18 protein-coding genes are annotated in these 21,600 nt (G+C 66.2%); 8 read left to right on the forward strand and 10 right to left on the reverse strand.

The features are described from left to right. Positions 1-26: 26 nt before the first annotated feature. Genes C0617_RS07785 through C0617_RS07830 form a run of 10 tightly spaced genes read right to left on the reverse strand, consistent with a single transcriptional unit; the run spans position 27 to position 9,443 of the window. A complete protein-coding gene (locus tag C0617_RS07785; protein ID WP_291316456.1) occupies positions 27-557 on the reverse strand; it encodes a hypothetical protein in 531 nt (176 codons plus the stop codon). Positions 558-561: 4 nt separating this feature from the next. Continuing rightward, entirely contained in the window at positions 562-993 is a 432-nt protein-coding gene (gene fliJ, locus C0617_RS07790; protein WP_291316457.1) for a flagellar export protein FliJ, read from the reverse strand. Between the two features lie 43 nt (positions 994-1,036). Beyond that, complete coding sequence (locus C0617_RS07795; RefSeq protein ID WP_291316458.1) at positions 1,037-2,338, reverse strand: FliI/YscN family ATPase; 1,302 nt, start codon at positions 2,336-2,338, stop codon at positions 1,037-1,039. Continuing rightward, complete coding sequence (locus C0617_RS07800; RefSeq protein ID WP_291316459.1) at positions 2,338-3,129, reverse strand: FliH/SctL family protein; 792 nt, start codon at positions 3,127-3,129, stop codon at positions 2,338-2,340. The genes C0617_RS07795 and C0617_RS07800 overlap by 1 nt, the downstream gene beginning before the upstream one ends. Beyond that, a complete protein-coding gene (gene fliG, locus C0617_RS07805) occupies positions 3,116-4,132 on the reverse strand; it encodes a flagellar motor switch protein FliG (protein ID WP_291316460.1) in 1,017 nt (338 codons plus the stop codon). The genes C0617_RS07800 and fliG overlap by 14 nt, the downstream gene beginning before the upstream one ends. 4 nt (positions 4,133-4,136) lie before the next feature. After that, the gene (fliF, locus tag C0617_RS07810) at positions 4,137-5,726 is read right to left on the reverse strand and encodes a flagellar basal-body MS-ring/collar protein FliF (RefSeq protein ID WP_291316461.1); all 1,590 of its coding nucleotides are present in this window, start codon (positions 5,724-5,726) and stop codon (positions 4,137-4,139) included. Between the two features lie 53 nt (positions 5,727-5,779). Next, complete coding sequence (fliE, locus tag C0617_RS07815) at positions 5,780-6,076, reverse strand: flagellar hook-basal body complex protein FliE (RefSeq protein ID WP_291316462.1); 297 nt, start codon at positions 6,074-6,076, stop codon at positions 5,780-5,782. A gap of 8 nt (positions 6,077-6,084) precedes the next feature. Then, positions 6,085-6,516, reverse strand: coding sequence for a flagellar basal body rod protein FlgC (flgC, locus tag C0617_RS07820; RefSeq protein ID WP_291316463.1), 432 nt, complete (start codon positions 6,514-6,516; stop codon positions 6,085-6,087). Between the two features lie 12 nt (positions 6,517-6,528). Next, on the reverse strand, positions 6,529-6,939 hold the full coding sequence (gene flgB / locus C0617_RS07825; protein ID WP_291316464.1) for a flagellar basal body rod protein FlgB: 411 nt from the start codon (positions 6,937-6,939) through the stop codon (positions 6,529-6,531). Positions 6,940-6,953: 14 nt separating this feature from the next. Then, complete coding sequence (locus tag C0617_RS07830; RefSeq protein ID WP_291316465.1) at positions 6,954-9,443, reverse strand: tetratricopeptide repeat protein; 2,490 nt, start codon at positions 9,441-9,443, stop codon at positions 6,954-6,956. Positions 9,444-9,914: 471 nt separating this feature from the next. Between C0617_RS07830 and C0617_RS07835 the strand changes: the two genes are divergently transcribed. The 8 genes from C0617_RS07835 to C0617_RS07870 all read left to right on the forward strand — a co-directional run bounded on the left by C0617_RS07835 (position 9,915) and on the right by C0617_RS07870 (position 21,544). Beyond that, positions 9,915-12,392 (forward strand): chemotaxis protein CheA, encoded by a 2,478-nt coding sequence (locus C0617_RS07835; RefSeq protein WP_291316466.1) that lies wholly within the window; start codon positions 9,915-9,917, stop codon positions 12,390-12,392. Positions 12,393-12,429: 37 nt separating this feature from the next. Further along, a complete protein-coding gene (locus C0617_RS07840; protein WP_291316467.1) occupies positions 12,430-14,136 on the forward strand; it encodes a methyl-accepting chemotaxis protein in 1,707 nt (568 codons plus the stop codon). 36 nt (positions 14,137-14,172) lie between these two features. Beyond that, entirely contained in the window at positions 14,173-14,688 is a 516-nt protein-coding gene (locus C0617_RS07845) for a chemotaxis protein CheW (RefSeq protein ID WP_291316468.1), read from the forward strand. Positions 14,689-14,706: 18 nt separating this feature from the next. After that, positions 14,707-15,591, forward strand: coding sequence for a hypothetical protein (locus C0617_RS07850; RefSeq protein WP_291316469.1), 885 nt, complete (start codon positions 14,707-14,709; stop codon positions 15,589-15,591). Beyond that, the gene (locus C0617_RS07855) at positions 15,592-16,752 is read left to right on the forward strand and encodes a methyl-accepting chemotaxis protein (RefSeq protein WP_291316470.1); all 1,161 of its coding nucleotides are present in this window, start codon (positions 15,592-15,594) and stop codon (positions 16,750-16,752) included. A gap of 35 nt (positions 16,753-16,787) precedes the next feature. Next, entirely contained in the window at positions 16,788-18,785 is a 1,998-nt protein-coding gene (locus C0617_RS07860) for a methyl-accepting chemotaxis protein (protein ID WP_291316471.1), read from the forward strand. 368 nt (positions 18,786-19,153) lie between these two features. After that, positions 19,154-19,675 carry a chemotaxis protein CheW gene (locus C0617_RS07865; protein ID WP_291316472.1) on the forward strand — a complete coding sequence of 174 codons (522 nt, stop codon included), beginning with the start codon at positions 19,154-19,156 and terminating at the stop codon, positions 19,673-19,675. A 48-nt stretch (positions 19,676-19,723) separates the two neighbouring features. Then, complete coding sequence (locus C0617_RS07870; RefSeq protein ID WP_291316473.1) at positions 19,724-21,544, forward strand: methyl-accepting chemotaxis protein; 1,821 nt, start codon at positions 19,724-19,726, stop codon at positions 21,542-21,544. Positions 21,545-21,600: the final 56 nt, after the last annotated feature.

Here is a 21,600-nt window from a genome sequence, read left to right on the forward strand (position 1 = left end):
AATCATCCCTTGCGGGAAATCGAATCTCAATCGGTTTCGGTCAGGGAGTAGGCTGCGCTGAGCTGGCCGGCCTTCTCCTTGTCCATGGCGTTCAGGAGCCGTCCCGCCGACTTTCTCTTGAGCCTGGCGAGGATCCCGATGGCCAGGTCTTCCTCCAGGTCCTCCAGGAGGGCGGCGGCCTGCTGCGGCTCCATCTTCTCGTACATCTGGGCCAGTTCCTTGATCCGCCGGGCCTGGGCCTCGTCCCTCTCTGCCAACAGCCGGCGCAGTTCCTGGTGCAGCCCCTGAAGTTCTTCCAGCTTCTTATCGACCTCCGCACCCAGGGACTTTAGCTCTTCGCGCTCCAGGGCGAGACTTTTCTCCTTCTCCTCGTATGCGGCCTGGAGCCTGACGCGCTCCTGGCGCAGCGAGGAGAGCAGCCGCCGCTCCTCCACCGAGCCGAGCTCCGTCCCGGCCTCCCCGGTCCCGGGAGGATCGACGGCGACGGCTCCCGGCGGGGACAGGCAGAGCAGCACCAGCAGGGCACCGAGCATGATTGGGCGTCGCGGGATCATCATGCGCTCACCGGTTGAGACTGCTGAGGGCGACCTCGTCCAGGAACAGGGTCTCCTTGTGGCGCAGCCGCTGCTGCCACTCCAGCTCCCGTTTCTCCTTGAGCTTCTCCAGGAGGCGTTTTTCCTTGCCCGCCTCGCGCAGGGCGTCCCGCCTCGCCTCCACCTCGCCTCCCACCTCATCGAGGCGGCGGGTCAGCTCCCGCAGGGTCGCCCGGCGCTGGCCGATGCTGGTCTGAAAGAGAGACTGTTCCGGGGAGCCGATCCCCTGCCGCTGGCGGTCGATCAGTTCGGCGTAAAGGCCTTCGAGGTTGTCCCGCTCCCGCTCGATCGCCAGGCGCAACTCGCTCTCCCTGGCCAAGACCTCGGCCAGCTGCTGGCGGGCCTGATGCTCAAGGTTCTGACGGTAATCCAGAACCGGCTGAAGTTTGAATCGTTCCATCGTCCTCTCGTCCTTCCTTGTCTACACAACGGCCCCCCGACGCTCAGGCGAAAAGGGCCTCCATTTGACTTTGAGTCGAGGGCAGGTCGACCCACTCGTCCATCCCCTGACGCAGAAATCCGGTGATCGGATCGATCTTGGTCAGGGCGTAATCGATCTTGGGGTTGCTCCCCTTGGCGTAGGCCCCGATGTTGACCAGGTCCTCTGCCTCCCGGTAGGTCGCAAGGACCTCCCGGATTTGGCCGCTCAACTGAAGGTGCTCCGGCGTAACGATGTCCCGCATCACCCGGCTGGCCGAGGTCAGGACGTCGATGGAGGGAAAGTGGTTGCGGGCCGCCAGGTCCCGCGAGAGCACGATGTGCCCGTCGAGAATGGAACGGACCGAATCGGCCACCGGCTCGTTCATGTCGTCCCCTTCCACGAGCACGGTGTAGAGGCCGGTGATGCTCCCCGCCCCCCGAAAACTGCCGGCCCGCTCCAGGAGCTTGGGAAGGGTCGCGAAGACAGAGGGAGTGTAGCCCTTGGTCGTGGGGGGCTCGCCGATGGCCAGCCCCACCTCGCGCATGCCCATCGCGAAGCGGGTCACCGAGTCCATCATCAGCAGCACCGACTGGCCCCGGGCGCAGAAATGTTCGGCGATGGTGGTGGCCACGAAGGCCCCCCGCATGCGCAGCAGGGGAGACTGGTCGGAGGTGGCCACGACCACCACCGATCGGGCCAGCCCCTCCGGGCCCAGGTCGCGCTCGATGAACTCGCGCACCTCGCGGCCTCGCTCGCCGATGAGAGCGATGACGTTGACGTCGGCCCGGGCGTTGCGGGCCATCATCCCGAGCAGAACGCTTTTGCCGACCCCCGAGCCGGCCATGATCCCCATCCTCTGCCCCATTCCGCAGGTCAGCAGGCTGTTGATGGCCCGCACCCCGAGGTCGAGGGGCTGCTCGATTTTATCCCGCTCCATGGGGCCGGGAGGCAGGGCGTAGAGGGAGCGCTCGGCGTCGCAGCGCAGGGGGCCGAGGCCGTCGATGGGATGCCCCATCGCGTCCACCACCCGCCCGAGCATGGCGTCGCCGACCGGAAGGGTGGGGCTGGTGCTGCAGACCTCGACCAGGCAACCCGGTCCCAGCCCGCGGGTCTCCCCGAGAGGCATGAGCAGGGCCCGGGAGTCGCGGAAACCGACCACCTCGGCGACCACCGGCGAACTGCCGTCCCGGGGGGTCAGCTCGCAGATGGTGCCCACCGAGGCCTCGGGGCAGTGCCCCTCCACCACCAGCCCGACGATGTTGGTGACCTTGCCCCGCACCCGCAGGGTGTTGAGATCCTTGACCTGGCTGACGAGATGTTCCATTACGCTGCGAGAATTCCCTTGAGAAGGTTCTGACGGATTTCCTCCGTCTGGCTGGCGATGGTCGCGTCAACCTCGCCGAATTCCGATTCGACCAGGCAGCCGCCCCGGGCGACCGCCGGGTCGGCCTCGAAGACGATGTTCTTCAGGCCGCTGATGCTGGCCAGGAAGAGGGGCTTCTTTTCGGTGAGCAGGGCGTAGTCCTCGGCGTTGACCCGAACCTGCAGCTCGTCGCAGCCGAGGGACGCCTGCAGGGCCCCCTTGACCGCCCCCAGGACGACCTCAGGGTTGGCGGTCACCTCGCAGTGAATGACCTGCTCGGCCACCGCCATCACCAGGCGCACCATGTCCCGGGTGCTGTTCTTCAGCAGGGTCTCCCGCAGCCGGCTGATCTCCTCGAGCGCCGTGCCGAAGGCCTGGGCAAGGTCGTCCATGCGCTCCTCGACCTGCTCGATGCCGGCCTGCCTGCCGCTGGCGAATGCCGCCGCCAGCTGCTGTTCATGGTCAACGTCGGGCGCCTTGGCGGGCTGTCCTGCGGAGAGATCGGGCGCCGCCGAAGAGTTCCCGGCGGGTTCCTCCGGCAGGCTCTCCTCCGGCGGGTTCTCGGGAAGCGCTTCGGCGGGGACCGGCCCGGCCGGGTCCGCCTCATCCTTCCAGAGGCTGGAGAAGCCGCCGGGGGCATCGGCCGCCGGGGCGGGGGAGTGCTGCCCCGCGGCCGCGGTCCCGAACTCCTCGAAATGCATGCTGCGCAGCCCCGAAACGCTGCTTCCCTTGTAGACCCTAGACAAGGACATCGTTGACCCCTCTTCCCGGAATGACGATCTTGCCCTCGGTCTCGAGCTTGAGGGCCACCTGGACGATCTCCTGCTGGGCCGTCTCCACGTCCTCCAGGCGCGCCGGGCCCATGGCCTCCAGGTCGTCCTGGATCATCTCGGCGGCCCGGCTGGAGATGTTGGAGAAGAACTTGGCCTTGATCTCGTCGGTCCCGGTCTTCATCGCCATCACCAGGGTGTCGTTGTTGATCTCCCGCAGGATCGACTGCAGGCCCCGGTCGTCGATGAAGATCAGGTCTTCGAAGGTGAACATCTTCTTGCGGATCTCGTCGGCCAGGGAAGGATCGGTATCCTCCATCTCCTCGAGGATGACCTGGTCCTTGCCCTTGGAGAGGCGCCCGAGGATATCGACCACCTTGTCGACCCCGCCGACCTGCTGCTGCTCCCGGTTGACCATCAGGCCGATCTCGTGGCGCAGGGACTCCTCGATCTGATTGAGAACCTCCGGGGAGACCTTCTCGATCCTGGCGATGCGGTGGATAACCGCCCCCTTGAGCTCCTCGGGCAGATACTCGATGATCTTGCTGGTGTGCTCCGGAGTCTGAGTGGAAAGGATCAGGGCGACGGTCTGGGGATGCTCGTTCTCCAGCAGGCTGGCGACCATGCGCGGCTGCATCATGGCGATGGTCTCCAGGGGCCGGAAGCTCGGCCCCGCGGCGAGCTGCTCGAGGAGCATCGTCTTGCGCTGGTCGTTGCCCCCCTTGGAGATCGCCTTCCGAACGAATTCGTCGCCCCGCACGAAGATCCCGGCGTACTCCTCGCGGGTCTTCTCGAAAAGGTCGAGGACCTGCTTGGAGATGTGCTCGGGGACGTGGTCGAGCCCCATCATGCAGCGGCTGATCATGCGCACCTCGGGATCGTCCAGATCCTCGAAGATCTTGCTCGTCGCCTCCTCCCCGAGGGAAAGGAGGAGAATGGCGGCCTTTTCAACGCCCGACAGACGGGCCAGCTGGTTCGTGTCCAATGTCTCAGCCCTCCTTGAGCCAGCCCTTGATGATCTGGGCGAAGGGACGGTGCTCGTTGATCACCTGCTCGCGCAGGTCGAACAGCGGATCCTGGGGCACTTCGGGCAGGGATTGCTGACCCGCCATCTGCCCCTCCAGTTCCTTCTCGAGCTCTTCCACGGTCTTCATCGGAGATTCCTCCACATCTTCGCTGCGCATCGAGCGGACCAGAGGCCGGACCACCAGCAGGTAGAGCAGGACCACGCTCAGAGCCAGGAGGCCGTACTTGAGAGCGGGCAGCCAGCGCTCCAGGGCGCCCGCGGTCTCCGGCTCGGGGACGAGGGCGTGCTCGAAGATGTTTTCGAAGGGCATGGAGACGACTTCGAGCTGATCGCCCCGGCCGGCGTCGAGCCCCAGGGCGCTGCGAACCATGCTCTCGATGGAGGCCAGCTCCTCTTCCTTGCGGGGCGCCCAGGCGGTCTCGCCGCCCTCGCCCCCCTCGGCTGCAGGCACCCGGCGGTCGGCCACCAGGACCGCCACCGAGAGCTGCTTCAGGGTGCCCACCGGGAAGACCTTGCGGCTGACCACCTTGCTGACCTCGTAGTTGACGGTCTCTTCGTTGCGGGAGGTCGGAACCGACGCGGCGAAACCGCCCTCCTGGTTAAGATTGGACTCGACCCCGGGGACCCCGCCGGAGGACTCGGAGCCGGACTTCTCGCGGCTGCTCTGCTCGCTGCGCACCACGGTGGCCTCGGGGTCGTAGGTCTCCTCGGTCATCTCCTGCTGGGAGAAGTCGACGGTCGCGGTGGCCTGCACGAGGGAGTTGCCCGGTCCCAGGGCCCGGTCGAGCAGGGCCTGGGCGCGGCTCTCGAGGCGTCCCTCCAGGGTCTGCTGGTACTCCAGCATGCCCGGGGTAGCCGAGCCGACCATCTCCTCCTGGAACCTCTTGGTCAGAACCCGCCCGCTGGCGTCGATCACGGTGATGTTTTCGGGGGGCAGCCCCTCGATGCTGCCGGCCACCAGGTGCACGATGCCCTGGACCTGGTCCTCCTTCAATTCCCGGCCGACGGCCAGCTTGAGAATGACCGATGCGGTGGCCTCCTTCTGCTGCTCCTTGAAGAGCCGCTTGGAGGGAAGGGCCAGGTGTACGCGGGCCGCCTCGACCGGCGCCAGCGAAGCGATGGTGCGGGAGAGTTCGCCCTGCTGGGCCCTCTGAAGGTTGATTTTCTGGGCGAAGTCGGTGATGCCGAAGCTGGTCTGGTCGAAGATCTCGAAGCCGACCCCGCCCCCCTGGGGCAGGCCGGCGCCGGCCAGCGCCAGGCGGCTTTCGTAGACCAGGTCCGCCGGGATGTGGATGGAGCGTCCCGCATCCTCCAGGCGGTAGGGGGTCTTGCTCTCCTTGAGCCAGGCCACGACCTCTGCCGCGTCCTCCTCGGCGAGCCCGCCGTAGAGCAGCCGGTAGTCGGGCGTTCCGGCCTGCAGGCCGATCACCGCGAAACCCGCCAGGCAGGCCAGGGCCGTCACGGCCAGGGCCAGCTTGCGCGGCAGGGGCCACGCCTTGATCGTGTCGACCAGATTTTTCCAACCCTCTTGGTTCTTGATGTCTTCCGCCATCGAAGAATTTCCTCTCGAATGTTCCTAGTTCCGTTCGAAATGATGTCGATCGCTCAGACCTGCATCCGCATGACTTCCTGATAGGCCTCAAGGACCTTGTTGCGCATCTGCACCATCATGCGCAGGGAGATATCCGCCTTCTCCAGGGAGATCATGGCGTCGTGCATGTTCTGACCGTCTCCGGTGTGCAGGCTCTGGACGGCTCCATCGGCCTCCACCTGCGAGCGGTTGACCTCGGAGACGGCTGATTTCAGGGCCTCGGCGAAACCGGTCCCTCCCGCAGCGGGGCGCGCCGCCGCCTGGGACGGGGCGAGGGACTTCAGATGGGAGACGAGGGTGATGTCTTTCATGGCTTAACCTACCTTCCTATCTCGAGCGCCTTTAGCGCCATGCGTTTGGCCGACTTGACCGCCGTGACATTGGCCTCGTAAGCCCGGGCGGCGCCGGTCATGTCGGCCATCTCCTCAAGCAGGTTGACGTTGGGCATGGCCACGAAACCCTTGTCGTCGGCATCGGGATGGCCGGGATCGTAGACCATCTTGGGCGGCGCGGAGCTGGTCCGTATTTCGGCCACCTCCACGCCCTGCACCGCCCCGCGCATGCTCCGGTCGAGGCGCTCGGAGAAAGACCCCGCGCTGCTCTGGAAGACCACCTCCCGCTTGCGGTAGGGACCGCCCTCGGGGGTGCGGGTCGTTTCGATATTGGCCAGGTTGGAGCTGATCGTGTTGAGCCGGGTGCGCTGGGCGCGCAGGGCCGAGGAGCTGATTTTCAGGGACGAGAAGATATCCATGGCGAGACTCCCTTATTTGCCGTCTTGGGCGACGTACTTGAGCAGGGCCAGCTTCTTGCTGATCATGCGGGTTGCCGCCTCATATAGAATCTGATTTTCGGCCAGCGCGATCATCTCCTGATCGACGTCGACCCCGTTGCGGTCACCGAGGCCGGTCCGGTCCCGGGACCTCAGGACCTGGGCCTGGGCGGCCTCGAGGCTTCCGCCGCCCTTGAGGTGCTCCGGCCGGGTGGTGGCCAGGGCCTGCCCGCCCTTGCCCATGGCCCGGCGCAGGCCCTCCTCGAACTCGAGGCGGGCCGGGGCGTAGCCCGGGGTGTCGACATTGGCGATATTGGACGAGATCACCTGCTGGTTCCGGGTCCGCAAGTCGAGGACCTTGCCCAGCAGGGCGGTGGTGCGATCGAACAGGGGCAGTTTCGGCATCTCCATCCTCTGCACTAAGGGTTGTCGGCAAGCCCGGCCGAGGGGCTCCCCAGCTCGGCCAGACGCAGCCGTTCTCCGGCCATGCTCTGCCAGCGGGGGCTTTTACCTTCTTCGGCCAGGCGCCGCAGAATGTTAAGTCCCTCTTCGACCCGCCCTGCGGCCAGATGAATCTGGGCACTGCGGTAGCGGGCCTGGTCGGCCAGCAACCCGCTCTCTGCAAGCCGTTCGAAGTGAGCCAGGGCCTGCTCGCCACGCCCGAGTTGGAACAAGGCCTCCCCCCTCCAGTAGCGGTAGAGAGGCCCGGGGCCGTCGTCGCCCCCGCCGCTCCCGATCCGCGAGAGGCACTCCTCGACAGAGGCGAAATCCTGATCCTCGAAGAAAATCTGCCCGGCCAGCAGCAGGGCCTCGCGGGACGGGGAGAGCTCGCCGCCCAGCAGGGCCCGGGCCGCCTCCTCCGGACGATCCAGAGCGAGGAGGGCGCGTCCCTGCAACAGGCGCAGGGCCCTGTCCTGCTCGCCGCCGGCGAAGCGCTCCAGGTAGCGTGCGGCATAGCGGGCTGCCCGGGTGAAATCGTTAATCTCGAAAAGGACCTGGGCCAGGGGCAGATAGAAGCGTTCTTCCCCCGGGATGCTGTCCGACCCGTCGAGAAGCTGGCGATAGAGGTTGGCCGCTTTCTCCAGCAGCCCGACCCGGGCGAAGGACTCTCCGAGGGCGAGGAAAAAGTCGGGGCTGAAAGAGCTGTGGACCAGGTGCGAACGGTTCTTCTCCACCAGGGCCAGGGCCTTCAGATCCTCGCCCCGCTCCAGGAGCTCCTCCACCGCGGCGGGAAGCGTCTCGGCCAGCAGGGCGTTCGCCTCTTGCTGCAGGGCACCGGAGCCGAAGCGTCGCCGGAAACTATTTAAAAGTTCGAGGCCGGCGACCCGGTCCCCCTCCAGGCACGTGGCCAGGGCCGCCTTGAAGGCGGCCTCCTCCTGCAGGCGGCGGCCCGGAATCTTCTCGGCGAGGCTTCCGTACTGCCTGCTCGCCCAGAGGGCGCCGAGATCGTCGCCGGCGGCCATGCGAAGGTCAAGTATCGTCAGCCAGGACCTCAGCCCCCCTTCCGAGTCGGGATGGTCGTTGCGCAGGGCGGCGAACTCGGTCAGGGCCCTGCGCTCCTGCCCCGCGCGCAAGGCACAGCGGGCCGAGGCGAACAGGAGGAGGCCTCGGGAGTTCTCGAGACCGGGCTCGCAGGCCAGCCCCCTGAAGACCGCCTCGGCCTGGTCGTAAGCCCCTTCCAAAAAGAGGGCCTCGGCGAAACCGGCGCGGGAGGACGGATGATCCCCCCAAAGCCGGTCCGCACCCTCCAGGCCCCGGTAGATTTCCAATGCCTCGGACCAGCTCCCGGCGGCGTACAGCAGATCGGCTCGGCGCAGGCGGAACAGCTCATTCAGGCTTTCCGGCCGGGGGGTCTCCAGCCAGGGCCGGGCCTCCTCGGGACGCCCCTGAGCCAGGGAAATCTCCGCTTGAAGCAGGGCGGCATGGGCGCAGTAGAAACCGCCCCTGCCCCCGGCCTCCCCGAAGGACTCGAGAGCGCAGGAAGCGGCGTAGGTATCTCCGCAGCGTGCGATGGCCACGGCGTCGAGGTAGGCCGCTCTCTCGAGCAGGGCGGAGGCGGGAAAATCGCGCCGCAGCTCCTCCAGAGCCCGGGGCGGCTCCGGTGCGCCGGTGCGGACCAGGGCCTCGCCGAGCAGCGCCAGGCAGACCTCCCGGTCGGCCCCCATCAGGGCGTCCTCCGGAACGGCCTGCAGCAGACCCCGCACCTCCTGCCAGGCCCCTCGGTTCGATGCATCCACGGCCGAGGCGAGAGACTGCCCCCAGCGGTCGTCATGGAGCGGGTGGTAGCTGATTTCGGGAAGAGCCGGCAGCGAGAAACGGGGGGCGATGCCGTATTCGAGGGGTGTCTCGAAGGAGGCGAAAAAACCCTTCCAGTCCATCGCCTCGGAAGAGGCCATGAACTTCATGGCGCCATCGCCGGGGAGGATTGCGGGACGGCCGCCACGTCCGATGGCCAGGGCGGGGCGGGAGCCCCCTTCGCCCCAGGCGATCTCGAGTTCGAACCGAGGAGGCTTCTCGGTGGTGACCACTTCGACCCTCTTTGGAACTCGCCGGAACAGGAAGGAGACCATGACCCGGCCGGGCTGCTGCCCGAGAAGAATCTTGATGACCTGCCCGTCCTCGGGGAGCGAGGCCAGGTCGGGCAGGGCCGAAGCCCCGAACAGAAACAGGTCAACTCTTTGACCAGAGGTCTCGACTTCATAGCGGGGCAGGACCGACAGATCGAGACCAAGCGTGGTCGCCCGGGGAGACTCCTCCTTGGAGATGCCGCGCAGAACGATCTCGTCCGCGGCCCCGGCGGCCGGGGCCAGGGTCGTGACGAGCAGCAATCCGGTGATGATCCATTGGCGCAGCATGATGAACTCCCGTGATGCGTGTGTCTCTGCTCCGGCAAATTCTGCCAGTTCCATGCCAAACCTCCGGCGGCCCCTCCCCGGCGCCTGTTTCCCCTTTCCTTTCAAAGGCCTGTCCCGCTTCGGCCCCATTGCCCGACCCGGCCCGGGCGGTCACCGTTTTGACAGTGCGCCCTCCGACATGGGCCAGCCATCCCCGGAGGAAAGATTCCTTTTCCAAAAAAGATTTCCCCTCTTTCGGGCTCACCGAAACGGGCCGGCTCCGCTGCGAGGGGAAGGACCCAAAACGCCGGATCTCCGACTTTTTCAGAACGGCCCGCCCTTTGCCTTCGGTCTCCCCGGGGCACAGCCCCCCGGCCGGCCGGAGCCGGGCCGACGAGTCGATTTGGTTCACAACCTGCAACGGGTGACCCCAGCCGCCTTCCTTGCGGGGGCCAAATTAGCGTTAAAGAATCGCGTCTTCCAAGCCGAAGAAGAGAAACGCCACTGTCGTTCCACCCCGATTAACCGCTGCGAGGCATATCTACAATGAGCGATCAGATGTTTGATGATCAAATGGAAATCATCCGGGAATTCGTGCAGGAAAGCCGCGACATGATCGACCAGCTCGAACCGACCATCATCGAGCTGGGGCAAAGCTGTCAAAAAGTCGACTGCTGGGAAGCCATGGGCTGCAGCCAATCGGACTGCCCCCGCCTCGGGCGGCAACTCGACTTCCCCTGCTGGCTGCAGGTCGGCAACATCGGCGAAGGCACGGCCACCTGCCACGCCGCCGCCTCCGGCCAGGAGTGCCGCAACTGCCGGGTATTAGAAATGACCAACGGCGACGGGGAGACCATCAACGCCATCTTCCGCCTCTTCCACTCCATGAAGGGAAGCGCGGGGTTCCTCGACCTGAACCACATCGCCCGCGTCTCCCACGCCGCCGAGAGCCTTCTCGACCTGGTCCGCTCCGGAAAGATCCTGCTGAAGCCGGAGCACGTCGACTGGTTGTGCCAATCCAGCGACTTTGCCAAGGAGGCCCTTGAACAGGTGGAAGAACAGGGCAACGACGAGGGCATGGCCGAACCGGCCGAGATCCTCGCAAAATCCCTGGAGGAGGCCGCCGGGCAGGCCCTCGCCGCGGCGGCCGCCGGACCGGCCCCCGCCGCCGAAGAATCGCCCCCGAAGCAGGCCGCCCTCGACGATCCCGCCTCCCTGGTCACCCCGGACATGGTGGAGCGTTTCGTCCAGGAAGCGGACGAACTGCTGCAGGGGGTGGAGCAGGAATTCCTGAAGTGGACCGAGAACCCGGAGGCGGTCGATTTCGGCAGCCTGTTCCGGAACATCCACAGCCTCAAGGGAAACTGCGGCTTTTTCGGCTACGGTGCCCTGGAGCGCCTGAGCCACATGATGGAGACGATCCTGGAGGTCTGCAAATCGGGAGCGCCCCTGAGCGTCGCGAACCCGGCCGAGCTGCTCCTGGCCAACGTCGACCTGCTGCAGGCCGCCGTGGCCGACCTCTCCCGGGGCGGCGCCGGCCAGATCGAAAACCTCTCCGACCACCTCGAGCGCCTTCAGGCGCTGCTGCCGCCGGCCGAGGCCCCGGCCGGGGAGGACCGTCCGCCCCAGCTGCTCGGAGAGATCCTCGTCGAACAGGGGACGGTCTGCGCCGAAGCGGTCCAGTCGGCGATCGCCCTGCAGAAAAAGCCGATCGGCGAGCTGCTGGTGGACATGGGCGCCACCGACCCCCAGAAGGTGGAGAAGGCACTGCAGCAGCAGAAGAAAACCCCGCCGTCCAAGGGCCCTGCCGGAGCGAACAAGAAACCGGCCCAGGCGGTCAAGCGCAACGACATCCGGGTCGACCTGGAAAAGCTGGACGTTTTGATCAACCTCATCTGCGAGCTGGTCATCGCCGAGAACATGCTGATCCACAACCCCGAGATGGAGCACCTCGAGGTCGAGAGCTTCACCCGGGCCGGCCAGCAGATGAGCAAGATCGTCCGCGAGCTGCAGGAGCTGGCCATGTCGATCCGCATGATTCCGGTCACCGGCCTGTTCCGGCGCATGCTGCGCCTGGTGCACGACCTCTCGATCAAATCGGGCAAGAAGGTGGAGCTGCAGCTCTCCGGCGAGGAGACCGAACTGGACAAAACGGTCATCGAGACCATCACCGACCCCCTCGTCCACCTGATGCGCAACTCCATGGACCACGGCCTCGAACCCCCGGAGGAGCGCCTTCGGCTCGGCAAGCCGGAGAAGGGGTCGGTGCGCCTCGCCGCCCGCCACGAGGAGGGCGAGGTCTGGATCACCATCGAGGACGACGGACGCGGCCTGAACCGGGACAAGATCCTGGAGAAGGCGATCGCCAAGGGCCTGGTCGAGGGGGACGGCTCCGACATGAGCGACAAGGCGATCTACAACCTCATCTTCCAGCCCGGCTTCTCCACGGCGGACCAGATCACCGACATCTCCGGCCGGGGGGTCGGGATGGACGTGGTCAAGCAGAACCTGGACAAGATCAAGGGCAAGATCGAGGTCCACAGCAAGCCGGGCCTCGGAACCCGCCTGACCCTGCGCATCCCCCTGACCCTGGGGATCATCGACGGCATGATGGTCCGGGTCGCCGACACCAAGTGCATCGTGCCGACCCTGGCGATCCGCGAGGCCTTCCGCCCGGAGGCGGACCAGATCACCACCACCCCCGACGGCGAAGAGCTTGTGCGGGTGCGGGAGAGCTTCTTCCCCGTCACCCGGCTGCACAAGGTGCTGGACAAGACGCCCGACTCCGACCGCCTGGAAGACGGGATTCTCATCGTCCTGGAGTACCAGGACCGGGGGATCGCCCTGTTCGTCGACGAGATCCTGGGCCAGCAGCAGACGGTCATCAAGGGCCTCTCGGACTATATCGGCAACGTGCGCTGGTTCTCGGGCTGCACCATCCTCGGCGACGGGGAAGTCTGCCTCATCCTCGACGTGGGCCACTTTGTTGAACTGATGGGCAAGAAAGAATCGGCTGTCGCCTGATTTGACCCTCTGACCCGAAATCCTTAGGAGTAACTGCATGTTCGGACGCATGAAGCTGTCGACCAAGATCGTAAGCCTGAGCTGCGCCATTATCCTGGCCTTTACCGTCGCCATCCTGTGCCTCTACTCGGTGAGCCGCGACCGCCTGATCGACGCCCGCCACGCCAAGGTCCGCCATCAGGTGGAGACCGCCTGGGGGGTCCTGAACCACTTCGCCCAGCAGGCCAAGAGCGGGTCGCTTCCCCTGGAAGAGATCCAGCGCCAGGCCAAGCAGGCTGTCAAGGAGCTGCGCTACGGCGAGAGCGGCTATTTCTGGATCAACGACCTGGAGCCGCGCATGGTCATGCACCCGATCAAGCCGGAGCTCGACGGCAAGGATCTCTCCGGCTCGGCCGACCCCAACGGCAAGAAGCTGTTCGTCGCCTTCGCCGACACCTGCAAAAAGTCCGGGGAGGGCTTCGTCGACTACTTCTGGCCCAAGCCGGGCAACGCGGAGCCGGTGGCCAAGGCCTCCTACGTCAAGCTGCTCCCCGAATGGGGCTGGATCATCGGCAGCGGGCTCTACGTGGGGGACCTGAAGCAGGAACTGTTCAAGATGCTCCTCGTCGCCCTCGCCATTCTCGGCACCATTGCCGCGGCCGCCCTGCTCCTCGCCTACGGGGTCGGGCGCAAAATCTCCGGGGCCATGGCCAAAACGGTCCACATGATCGAGGAGATGGAAATGGGGCACCTCGAAACCCGGCTCAACCTGGACCGGGGGGACGAGATCGGCCAGATGGCCCGCACCATGGACGCCTTTGCCGACAGCCTGCAGCACGAGGTGGTGGCCGACCTGGAGATGCTCGCCCGCGGGGACCTCTCCTTTTCCGTCCAGCCCCGCGACGAAGAAGACGTCATCCGCGGCTCCCTGAGAAAGGTCGCCGAAGACCTCAACGACATCATGATCCAGGTGCAGAGCGGCGCCGAACAGATCGCCACCGGGGCGGTGCAGGTCGCCGAGGGAAGCCAGTCCCTCTCCGACGGCGCCACCCACCAGGCCAGCTCCCTGGAGCAGATCAGCGCCTCCATCAACCAGATGAGCTCCCAAACCAAGCAGAACGCCGACAATGCCGCTCAGGCCAGCCAGCTTTCGGGCCAGGCCCACGGAGCCGCCGAGCAGGGCAACCGGCAGATGCACGAGATGGTCCAGGCCATGGCCGAAATCAACCAGGCCGGGAAGAGCATCTCCAAAATCATCCAGGTTATCGACGAGATCGCCTTCCAGACCAACCTGCTCGCCCTCAACGCCGCGGTGGAGGCGGCCCGGGCCGGCAAACACGGCAAGGGCTTCGCGGTGGTCGCCGAGGAGGTGCGCAACCTGGCCGCACGCAGCGCCAAGGCCGCCCACGAAACCGCCGAACTGATCGAGGGGGCCGTCTCCAAGTCCCAGAACGGGGCGCAGATCGCCGACCGCACCGACCAGGCCCTGACCGAAATCGTCTCGACCGTCAGCAAGGTCACCGACCTGGTGGCGGAGATCGCCGCCGCCTCCAACGAACAGGCCGAGGGCATCGGCCAGGTCAACGACGGGCTCGGCCAGATCGACGGGGTCACACAGCAGACCTCGGCCAACGCCGAAGAGAGCGCCGCGGCCGCCGAGGAGCTTTCCAGCCAGGCAGGGCAGCTGCAGCAGCTGCTGCGGCGCTTCCGTCTGGCGGGTCATGCCCCCACCGAAGGACACCCCGAGATCCACCTTCTCCCCTGAGCCCCAACCGACAGCCATCGCACGGAGACAGAAACGATGAGCGAGAACACCGCAAAAATGAACATCGACCGCTTCGAAGAGGAAGAGGACACCCAGAAGGGGAAATTCCTCACCTTCCGGCTCGGCAACGAAGACTACGCCATAGAGATCCGCTATGTCACCGAGATCATCGGCATCCAGCGGATCACCGACGTTCCGGACATGCCCGATTACGTTCGCGGAGTGATCAACCTGAGGGGAACGGTGGTCCCGGTGATGGACGTGCGCTCCCGTTTCAGGCTCCCCCCCCGCGCATACGACGACCGCACCTGCATCGTGGTCGTTAACATGAACGATACTGCGGTCGGGCTGCTGGTGGACAAGGTCAACGAGGTCTCGGATATCCCCGACGCCCAGATCGAACCGCCGCCGCCCACCCAGGGCGAGAGCGCCCGCTGCATCCAGGGCCTGGGCAAGATGGGCGAAGAGGTCAAGATCATTCTCGACGTCGACCGGCTCCTCTTTCCTGAGGAGCGGGCGGGGCTCGGCGAAAGCGAAGGACAGGCGGCCTGACCGCCAGGGAGAAGAACGATGAAATTAGCGATTCGAGGCAAAATCCTCGCCGGCATGTTCGCGGTGGTCGCGGTCTTCGCGGCCTGCGGCGGCTTTTCCATGTTCCAGGCGCAGAGCGTCGCCGGCAAGGCCCGCTCCTTTATCGAGGACGACTGGGCCGCCACCGACCTGATCATGGAGACCCGCATCACCCTCGGCGAGGTGGCCAAGACGGTGACGGCCCCCCCCGCGGACCTCGATGCCGAAGGGTACATCCGGGAGACCCGGCAGGCCCTCGCGCAGATCGAAGAGGCGTTCCGGGCCAGCGTCCTCGACGCCGAGACCGTGGAGGAGATCAATCACCTCCTGGAGCGCTCCGCAGCCTACCTGGTGGAACCGCTGTCGACCTACGCCGAACCGATGGACCGGATGGAGGCGGCCGACGCCTCCGCCGAAGCGGTCATGGATGCCATCGGCCCGCTCGGCAGCATCGAGCTGGCCAGGATCCTCTCGACGGCGACCATGACCTTCAACGACGTCCTCATCAGCGGGGACCTGGAGGAGTTCGTCCGCTTCGACGAGGCGGCCTCCGCCATGGAGGAACACCCCGACTACGAAACCTTCCGGGAGCCCTTCCTGCGCTACCGGGCGTCCGCCGAGGCGGTCTTCGACGCGGCCATGGAGCTGGACGAAGCCAGGGGCATCTTCCTCTCCTCCGCCGACACCCTCGACCAGACCCTCGAAGAGTTCGAGGAGCGCTTCGCGGCGACCGTGGTCGAGCCTGAGAAGGCCGACATCCTCGCCCGGCTCGCCTCGATCGTCTGGGTCCTGCTGGGGGCGATCCTCGTTGCCGCCGTTATCGGCCTGCTCATCGGCTACTTCCTGGCCCGCAGCATCGCCCGCCCGATGGCCCGCACCGTGTAGATGATCGAGGAGATGGAGAGGGGTCACCTGGAGGGCCGCCTCCGGCTGCAGCGGAACGACGAGATCGGCCGCATGGCCCGCGCCATGGACGCCTTCGCCGACAGCCTGCAGAACGAGGTGGTCGACGCCCTGCAGCGGCTGGCCCGGGGGGACCTGACCTTCGAGGCCGTCCCCAGGGACGAAAAGGACCTGCTTCGCGGCACCCTGAAAACCGTCGGCGACGACCTCAACGGTGTCATGCTTCAGGTCCACACCTCGGGCCAGCAGATCGCCTCGGGCGCGGCCCAGGTCTCCGACTCGGGCCAGACCCTCTCTCAGGGGGCCACCACGCAGGCCAGCTCCCTTGAGGAAATCTCCGCCTCCATGAGCGAGATGACCGCCCAGACGAGCCAGAGCGCGGAAAACGCCGCCCAGGCCGACAAGCTCTCCAGCCAGGTGCGGGAAGCCGCCGAGCGGGGCCACGCCCAGATGGGGGAGATGGTCGGGGCGATGGGAGAGATCAACGAAGCGGGACGCAACATCTCCAAGATCATCAAAGTCATCGACGAGATCGCCTTCCAGACCAACCTGCTGGCGCTGAACGCCGCGGTGGAGGCGGCCCGGGCCGGCCAGCACGGCAAGGGCTTCGCGGTCGTCGCCGAGGAGGTGCGCAACCTCGCCGCGCGCAGCGCCAAGGCCGCCAAGGAAACAGCCGAGCTCATCGAAGGCTCGGTTGAGAAGACCGAGAACGGCACCCAGATCGCCGACCGCACCGCCGAGGCCCTGAAGGGGATCGTCGAGGGCATCGCCAAGGTCACCGGCCTGGCGACCGAGATCAGCGTGGCGGCCAGCGAGCAGGCCGAAGGGTTTTCCCAGATCAACCAGGGTCTGAGCCAGATCGACCAGGTGACGCAGAATAATACCGCCAGCGCCGAGGAGAGCGCCGCAGCGGCCGAGGAGCTCTCCGCCCAGGCCGCCCAGATGCAACAGATGCTCGCCAGGTTCCAGTTGCGGTCCCTGTCCGGGCGGATTGAGCCGGTGTCGCTCCCCGATACGCCGCCGCCCCTTCCGGAGGAGACGACCAGCAGCTGGGAGGAGATGCTCGAGAACGAGGCGCCCCCGCAGGCCGCACCGGCCGGGACGGTCATCGCCCTCGACGACGACGAGTTCGGCAAGTACTGATGCCTTTTGCAACCACCGACACGAAGGAGTGTCCCATGAAAACAGTTCAGGCAAACAGAGGGTGGAGATGGACCATCGGCCGCCAGATGGGCCTCATCGGCACCATCGGTCTGGCCGGCCTGCTGGCCCTGGGGGGGATCGGCTTCTGGGCCAGCTCCCACCTCTCCGACACCGCGGCGGGAGCCCTCGGCCGAGAGACCGACGCGCGCACCCTCTACGCCAGGACCTCCGCCGATGCCCTGGAAAGCGAAAAGCAGGCCCGTCTCCTGGGCAACCTGAATACGGAGCTGATCCTCCTCCTTCAGGCCGTGGTGGAGGGCCCCCTCTACCCCGAAAGGGGCATCAGCGCGGAGAACGTGCTGCAACAGGCCAAGGACGTGGTCGGCAAGGCGGAGATCGTACGCCTGGTTCCGGGGAGCGACAAGCCGATCCCCGGAACCAAGATGACCCTGGCCGACCAGATCGTCGGCAACTTCGTCGACGTCGAAACCCTGATCGAATTCGAGCTGCCCGACCTCTACGCCGAGGAACCGGGGAGCGATGCCTTCGCCCAGAAGCAGGGGGCCATCCTCGTCTCGATGACGAACATGTACTGGTTCATCTCGCGCACCCTCGGGGAGCTGGCCACGAACATCGACGCCGAGGTGGCCGAGGACCGGGCCAACCTGGCCCGGGTCACCGAGGAAACCAACCGCCTCACCGCCGCGGCGAAAGAGGGACTGGACGGGGCCTCGCACAAGGCGAGCCTGGCCCTTCTGGCGACCTTCCTGGCCACCGCCCTGATCCTGGGCCCCCTCTTCGCCCTGTTCCGCTCCCGCATCGTCACCCCCCTGAAAAAGACCGTGGCCATGGCCCGGGACCTGAACCGGGGCCGGGTGACCTCCCGCCTTCAGCTGGGCAAGCGGACCGACGAGTTCGCCGACATGGGCGAGGCCCTCAACGAGTTAGCCGACAGCCTGGAGCACGAGGTGGTCGCCGCCCAGCAGAGCCTGGCCCACGGCGACCTCACCTTCACCGTTACCCCCAAAGACGGCGAGGACAGGCTGCGCGGAGCAGTCAAAACCGTCGGCAAGGACCTCAACGACCTTCTCGTCCAGATCAGAAGATCCGGGGAGAGGATCGCCTCGGGCTCGAACCAGATCTCCGACTCGGGCCAGGCCCTCTCGGAAGGGGCCTCCACCCAGGCCAGCTCCCTGGAGGAGATTTCCGCCTCCCTCAACGAAATCGCCACCCAGACCAGGCTCAACGCCGAAAACGCCTCTCAGGCCGACCGCCTCTCCACCGAGGCCAAGGAAGTAGCCGAAAACGGCAACCGGCAGATGGTGGAGATGATCGAGGCGATGGGGGAGATCAACCAGTCGGCTCAGGATATTTCCAGGATCATCAAGGCCATCGACGAGATCGCCTTCCAGACCAACCTGCTGGCGCTGAACGCCGCGGTGGAGGCGGCCCGGGCCGGCCAGCACGGCAAGGGCTTCGCGGTCGTCGCCGAGGAGGTGCGCAACCTCGCCGCGCGCAGCGCCAAGGCCGCCAAGGAAACGGCGCAGCTCCTGGAGAGCTCGAGCACGAAGACCGACAGAGGCACCGTTATCGCCGACCGCACCGCCAAAGCCCTGAACGAGATCGTCGCCGGAGTGACCCAGGTCACCGACCTCGTGGGAGAGATCAGCGCGGCGGCCAACGACCAGGCCGAGGGGATCGCCCAGGTCAACCAGGGGCTGACGCAGATCGACCAAGTCACCCAGCAGAATACCGCCACCGCCGAAGAGAGCGCCGCAGCCGCCCAGGAGCTGGCCGGCCTGGCCGGACAGCAACAGCAGATGCTCACCCGCTTCCGCCTGACGGACTCCGGGGAACAGGCTCCGCAGCTGACGATGCCGACGCCGCCCTCCCTCCCCCGAGAGCCGGTTTCGATGGGCTGGGATGACCTCGAGGGAGCCAAAGGCGGTCCCAGCCCGGAAGAGCCGTCCCCACCCGGCGAGGGCGAAGGGCTGGTCATCGCCCTGGACGATACCGAGTTCGGGAAGTACTAAAAGGGCCCGAGGTCACAGGATTGGCACCTCCTGTCAAGACCATGCCCTTCCTGGACCTCCACCCCTTTCATTTATGCAGGAATCAACACGCATGAAAGGGGAAAAAGACCCGTCAGCCTTGGCACAACAATTGTTATCTCCCTTAAATCACGAAGGGAAACAAGAACCGCCGGGTCGCCGGAGAGATCATGGCCTCGCAGCAAAAAGCCCCCTCTTCGAACGGAAGAGGGGTTTTTTCTCAAAAATGTAATTCTTTCTAAACTTCAGAGGGTGCCCGTGCCGATAAATACAAAGTCCAGAGGTAAACATCCGCGGACAGAGTCCCCTGCCGTTCCGGTCAATCCGAATCAGGCGGAAAGGAAGAGACCATGACATCGAGCAGCAACGCCAACGTGCTGGACCAGGGCCTCCTGGGCGAAGAGGAGGAAGACACCCTGAGCGGGAAATTCCTCACCTTCCGCCTCGGCCGGGAGGACTTCGGCCTCGAAATCCGCTATGTCACCGAGATCGTCGGCCTGCAGAAGATCACCGAACTGCCGGACATGCCCGGCTACGTCAAGGGGGTGATCAACCTGCGCGGTGCGGTGATCCCCGTCATTGACGTACGGGTGCGCTTCCGTCTCGAGCCCCGGGAATACGACGAGCGGACCTGTATCGTCGTAGCCCAGCTGCAAAACCGGGCCATGGGCCTGGTCGTTGACCAGGTCAACGAGGTCACGGAAATTCCAGCCGGCCAGATAGAACCGCCGCCGCGGGCGGGTAGCGCCAGCGGTGGCGGCTTCATTCAGGGTCTCGGCAAGATCGGGGAGGATGTCAAGATTCTGCTCGATACGGAAAAACTCCTCTCAGATCAGGAACTCGACCTGGTCAGTTCGCTGGCGGCCGATTAAGACCCTAAAGCGAGCGAGCCCCTTAGCTCCCATCTCCCGGAGATCTCAATGCGCATCGGTATCCAACTCAAAGTGTCCCTCTTTCTGGCCCTGGTCCTGGCCCTGGTTTTCGGCCTGAACACGGTGGTCACGGTCTGGCAGACCACCGGTCTGCTCGCCGAGTCGGCCGCCTCATCCAAGGCCTCCCTCAAGGAATCGGCCTTCGACCAGGCCCGCAGCGTCTTTACCAGCCTGCAGATCGGGACCAGGGGATCCCTGCAACAGGGGGACATGGAGTTGTTCGACCGGCTGCTGACCGATCTCGGCGCCATCGCCCAGGTCCGGGAAATCGGCCTGGCCGATCCCGGGGGGGTCATCAACTACGCCAACCGGCCCCAGGCCCTTGCGACCTCCCTCGACGAGGCCTTTCTGCAAAAAACCCTGTCTGAACGGGAGAGCCTCCATCACGAGGAACTTGGCGATGACCTCCTGCTGGCCCGGCCCCAGCGCCTGGAGAGCGCCTGTCTCGAATGCCACGAGGAACGCCGGGAGGGTGAAGTGGCCGGAATCCTCTACATCCGCTTCAGCCTCGAGAAGCTGCGCGGGGCCGAGGCGGCCATGGAGGCGGCCCTCGGAGCGGCGCGAAAAAAGAGCGCCGCCCTCGGAGCGGCGGCCGGAGCCGCGGCCCTGATCGTGGCGGCCCTCGGCATCTACCTGCTGCTCGGGGTCCTGGTGCGCCGCCCCCTCGAACGCCTTCGGGAGATGATGGTCGATCTTGAAGCAGGCCGCCTGGTCAAGCGCCTGGGCATGTCCCAGGGCGACGAGATCGGCCAGACCGCCCACGCCATGGACACCCTCGCCGACAGCCTCCAGAACGAGGTCATCGACTCCCTGCAGAAGCTGGCCAAGGGGGACCTGACCTTCTCCGTCACCCCCCGCTGCGACGAGGACGCCGTGCGCGGGGCCCTGAAGAAACTCGGCGACGATCTCAACGGGCTGATGGGACAGACCCAGACGGCCGGCGACCAGATCGCCATCGGCTCCGCCCAGATCGCCGCCTCCGGCCAGAGCCTGTCCCAGGGGGCCACCCAGTCGGCGGCCGCGGTGGAGCAGATCACCGCCTCGATGACCGAACTCGCCTCCCAGACCCAGACCAATGCCGACAACGCCAACCAGGCCCATTCCCTGTCCGCCGAGGCCCGCAGCGCCGCGGAGATGGGGGGCCAGAAGATGCAGGAAATGAGCGCCGCCATGGAAGAGATCAACCAATCGGGACAGGACATTTCCCGGATAATCCAGGCCATCGACGAGATCGCCTTCCAGACCAACCTGCTGGCCCTCAACGCCGCCATCGAGGCCGCCCGCGCCGGCCAGCACGGCAGGGGCTTCGCTGTCGTGGCCGAGGAGGTGCGCAACCTCGCCGGGCGCAGCGCCAAGGCCGCCCGGGAAACCTCGGAGCTCATCGAAAGCTCGGTGGACAAGACGCAGAAGGGGGCGATGGTCGCCGCCCGGACCGCCGAGGCCCTGGACAGCATGGTGGACAAGGTGACCCGGGTCACCGACCTGATGACCGAAATCGCCGCGGCCTCCAGCGAGCAGGCCCTCGGCATCGGCCAGGTCAACCAGGGACTGGGACAGATCGACCAGGTGACCCAGCAGAACACCGGCAGCGCCGAAGAGAGCGCCGCGGCGGCCGAAGAGCTCTCCGCCCAGGCCGCGCAGCTGCGCGAGAACCTGGCCCGCTTCAAGCTGCGCCCGGACGGCTCCGAAGCGATGCCGGCCCCGGACAGGACCGTCTCCTTCGCCCCCCCCGCCGAGTCGGACGATTCCGGCGGATGGGGCTCCCCGGCACCCGGCGCCCCCGAAGACGAGCCGTTCGGCAACGCCTGAAACGGCCCGATGCGGGGGCTTCGCCAGCCCTTTCAGAAAAAATTCTCTGAACCAAC

The sequence above is a fragment of the Desulfuromonas sp. genome (assembly GCF_002868845.1).
Classification (GTDB): Bacteria; Desulfobacterota; Desulfuromonadia; order Desulfuromonadales; family BM501; genus BM501.

Excerpts from the sequence above, each read along its gene's own strand:
- C0617_RS07870 (WP_291316473.1), top strand. The coding sequence starts at position 19,724 with ATGCGCATCGGTATCCAACTCAAAGTGTCCCTCTTTCTGGCCCTGGTC.
- C0617_RS07845 (WP_291316468.1), top strand. The coding sequence starts at position 14,173 with ATGAGCGAGAACACCGCAAAAATGAACATCGACCGCTTCGAAGAGGAA.
- C0617_RS07840 (WP_291316467.1), top strand. The coding sequence starts at position 12,430 with ATGTTCGGACGCATGAAGCTGTCGACCAAGATCGTAAGCCTGAGCTGC.
- C0617_RS07835 (WP_291316466.1), top strand. The coding sequence starts at position 9,915 with ATGAGCGATCAGATGTTTGATGATCAAATGGAAATCATCCGGGAATTC.
- C0617_RS07795 (WP_291316458.1), bottom strand. The coding sequence starts at position 2,338 with ATGGAACATCTCGTCAGCCAGGTCAAGGATCTCAACACCCTGCGGGTG.
- fliE (WP_291316462.1), bottom strand. The coding sequence starts at position 6,076 with ATGAAAGACATCACCCTCGTCTCCCATCTGAAGTCCCTCGCCCCGTCC.
- C0617_RS07800 (WP_291316459.1), bottom strand. The coding sequence starts at position 3,129 with ATGTCCTTGTCTAGGGTCTACAAGGGAAGCAGCGTTTCGGGGCTGCGC.
- C0617_RS07860 (WP_291316471.1), top strand. The coding sequence starts at position 16,788 with ATGAAAACAGTTCAGGCAAACAGAGGGTGGAGATGGACCATCGGCCGC.
- flgC (WP_291316463.1), bottom strand. The coding sequence starts at position 6,516 with ATGGATATCTTCTCGTCCCTGAAAATCAGCTCCTCGGCCCTGCGCGCC.
- flgB (WP_291316464.1), bottom strand. The coding sequence starts at position 6,939 with ATGCCGAAACTGCCCCTGTTCGATCGCACCACCGCCCTGCTGGGCAAG.
- C0617_RS07850 (WP_291316469.1), top strand. The coding sequence starts at position 14,707 with ATGAAATTAGCGATTCGAGGCAAAATCCTCGCCGGCATGTTCGCGGTG.
- fliF (WP_291316461.1), bottom strand. The coding sequence starts at position 5,726 with ATGGCGGAAGACATCAAGAACCAAGAGGGTTGGAAAAATCTGGTCGAC.
- C0617_RS07865 (WP_291316472.1), top strand. The coding sequence starts at position 19,154 with ATGACATCGAGCAGCAACGCCAACGTGCTGGACCAGGGCCTCCTGGGC.
- fliJ (WP_291316457.1), bottom strand. The coding sequence starts at position 993 with ATGGAACGATTCAAACTTCAGCCGGTTCTGGATTACCGTCAGAACCTT.
- C0617_RS07855 (WP_291316470.1), top strand. The coding sequence starts at position 15,592 with ATGATCGAGGAGATGGAGAGGGGTCACCTGGAGGGCCGCCTCCGGCTG.
- C0617_RS07785 (WP_291316456.1), bottom strand. The coding sequence starts at position 557 with ATGATGATCCCGCGACGCCCAATCATGCTCGGTGCCCTGCTGGTGCTG.
- C0617_RS07830 (WP_291316465.1), bottom strand. The coding sequence starts at position 9,443 with ATGGAACTGGCAGAATTTGCCGGAGCAGAGACACACGCATCACGGGAG.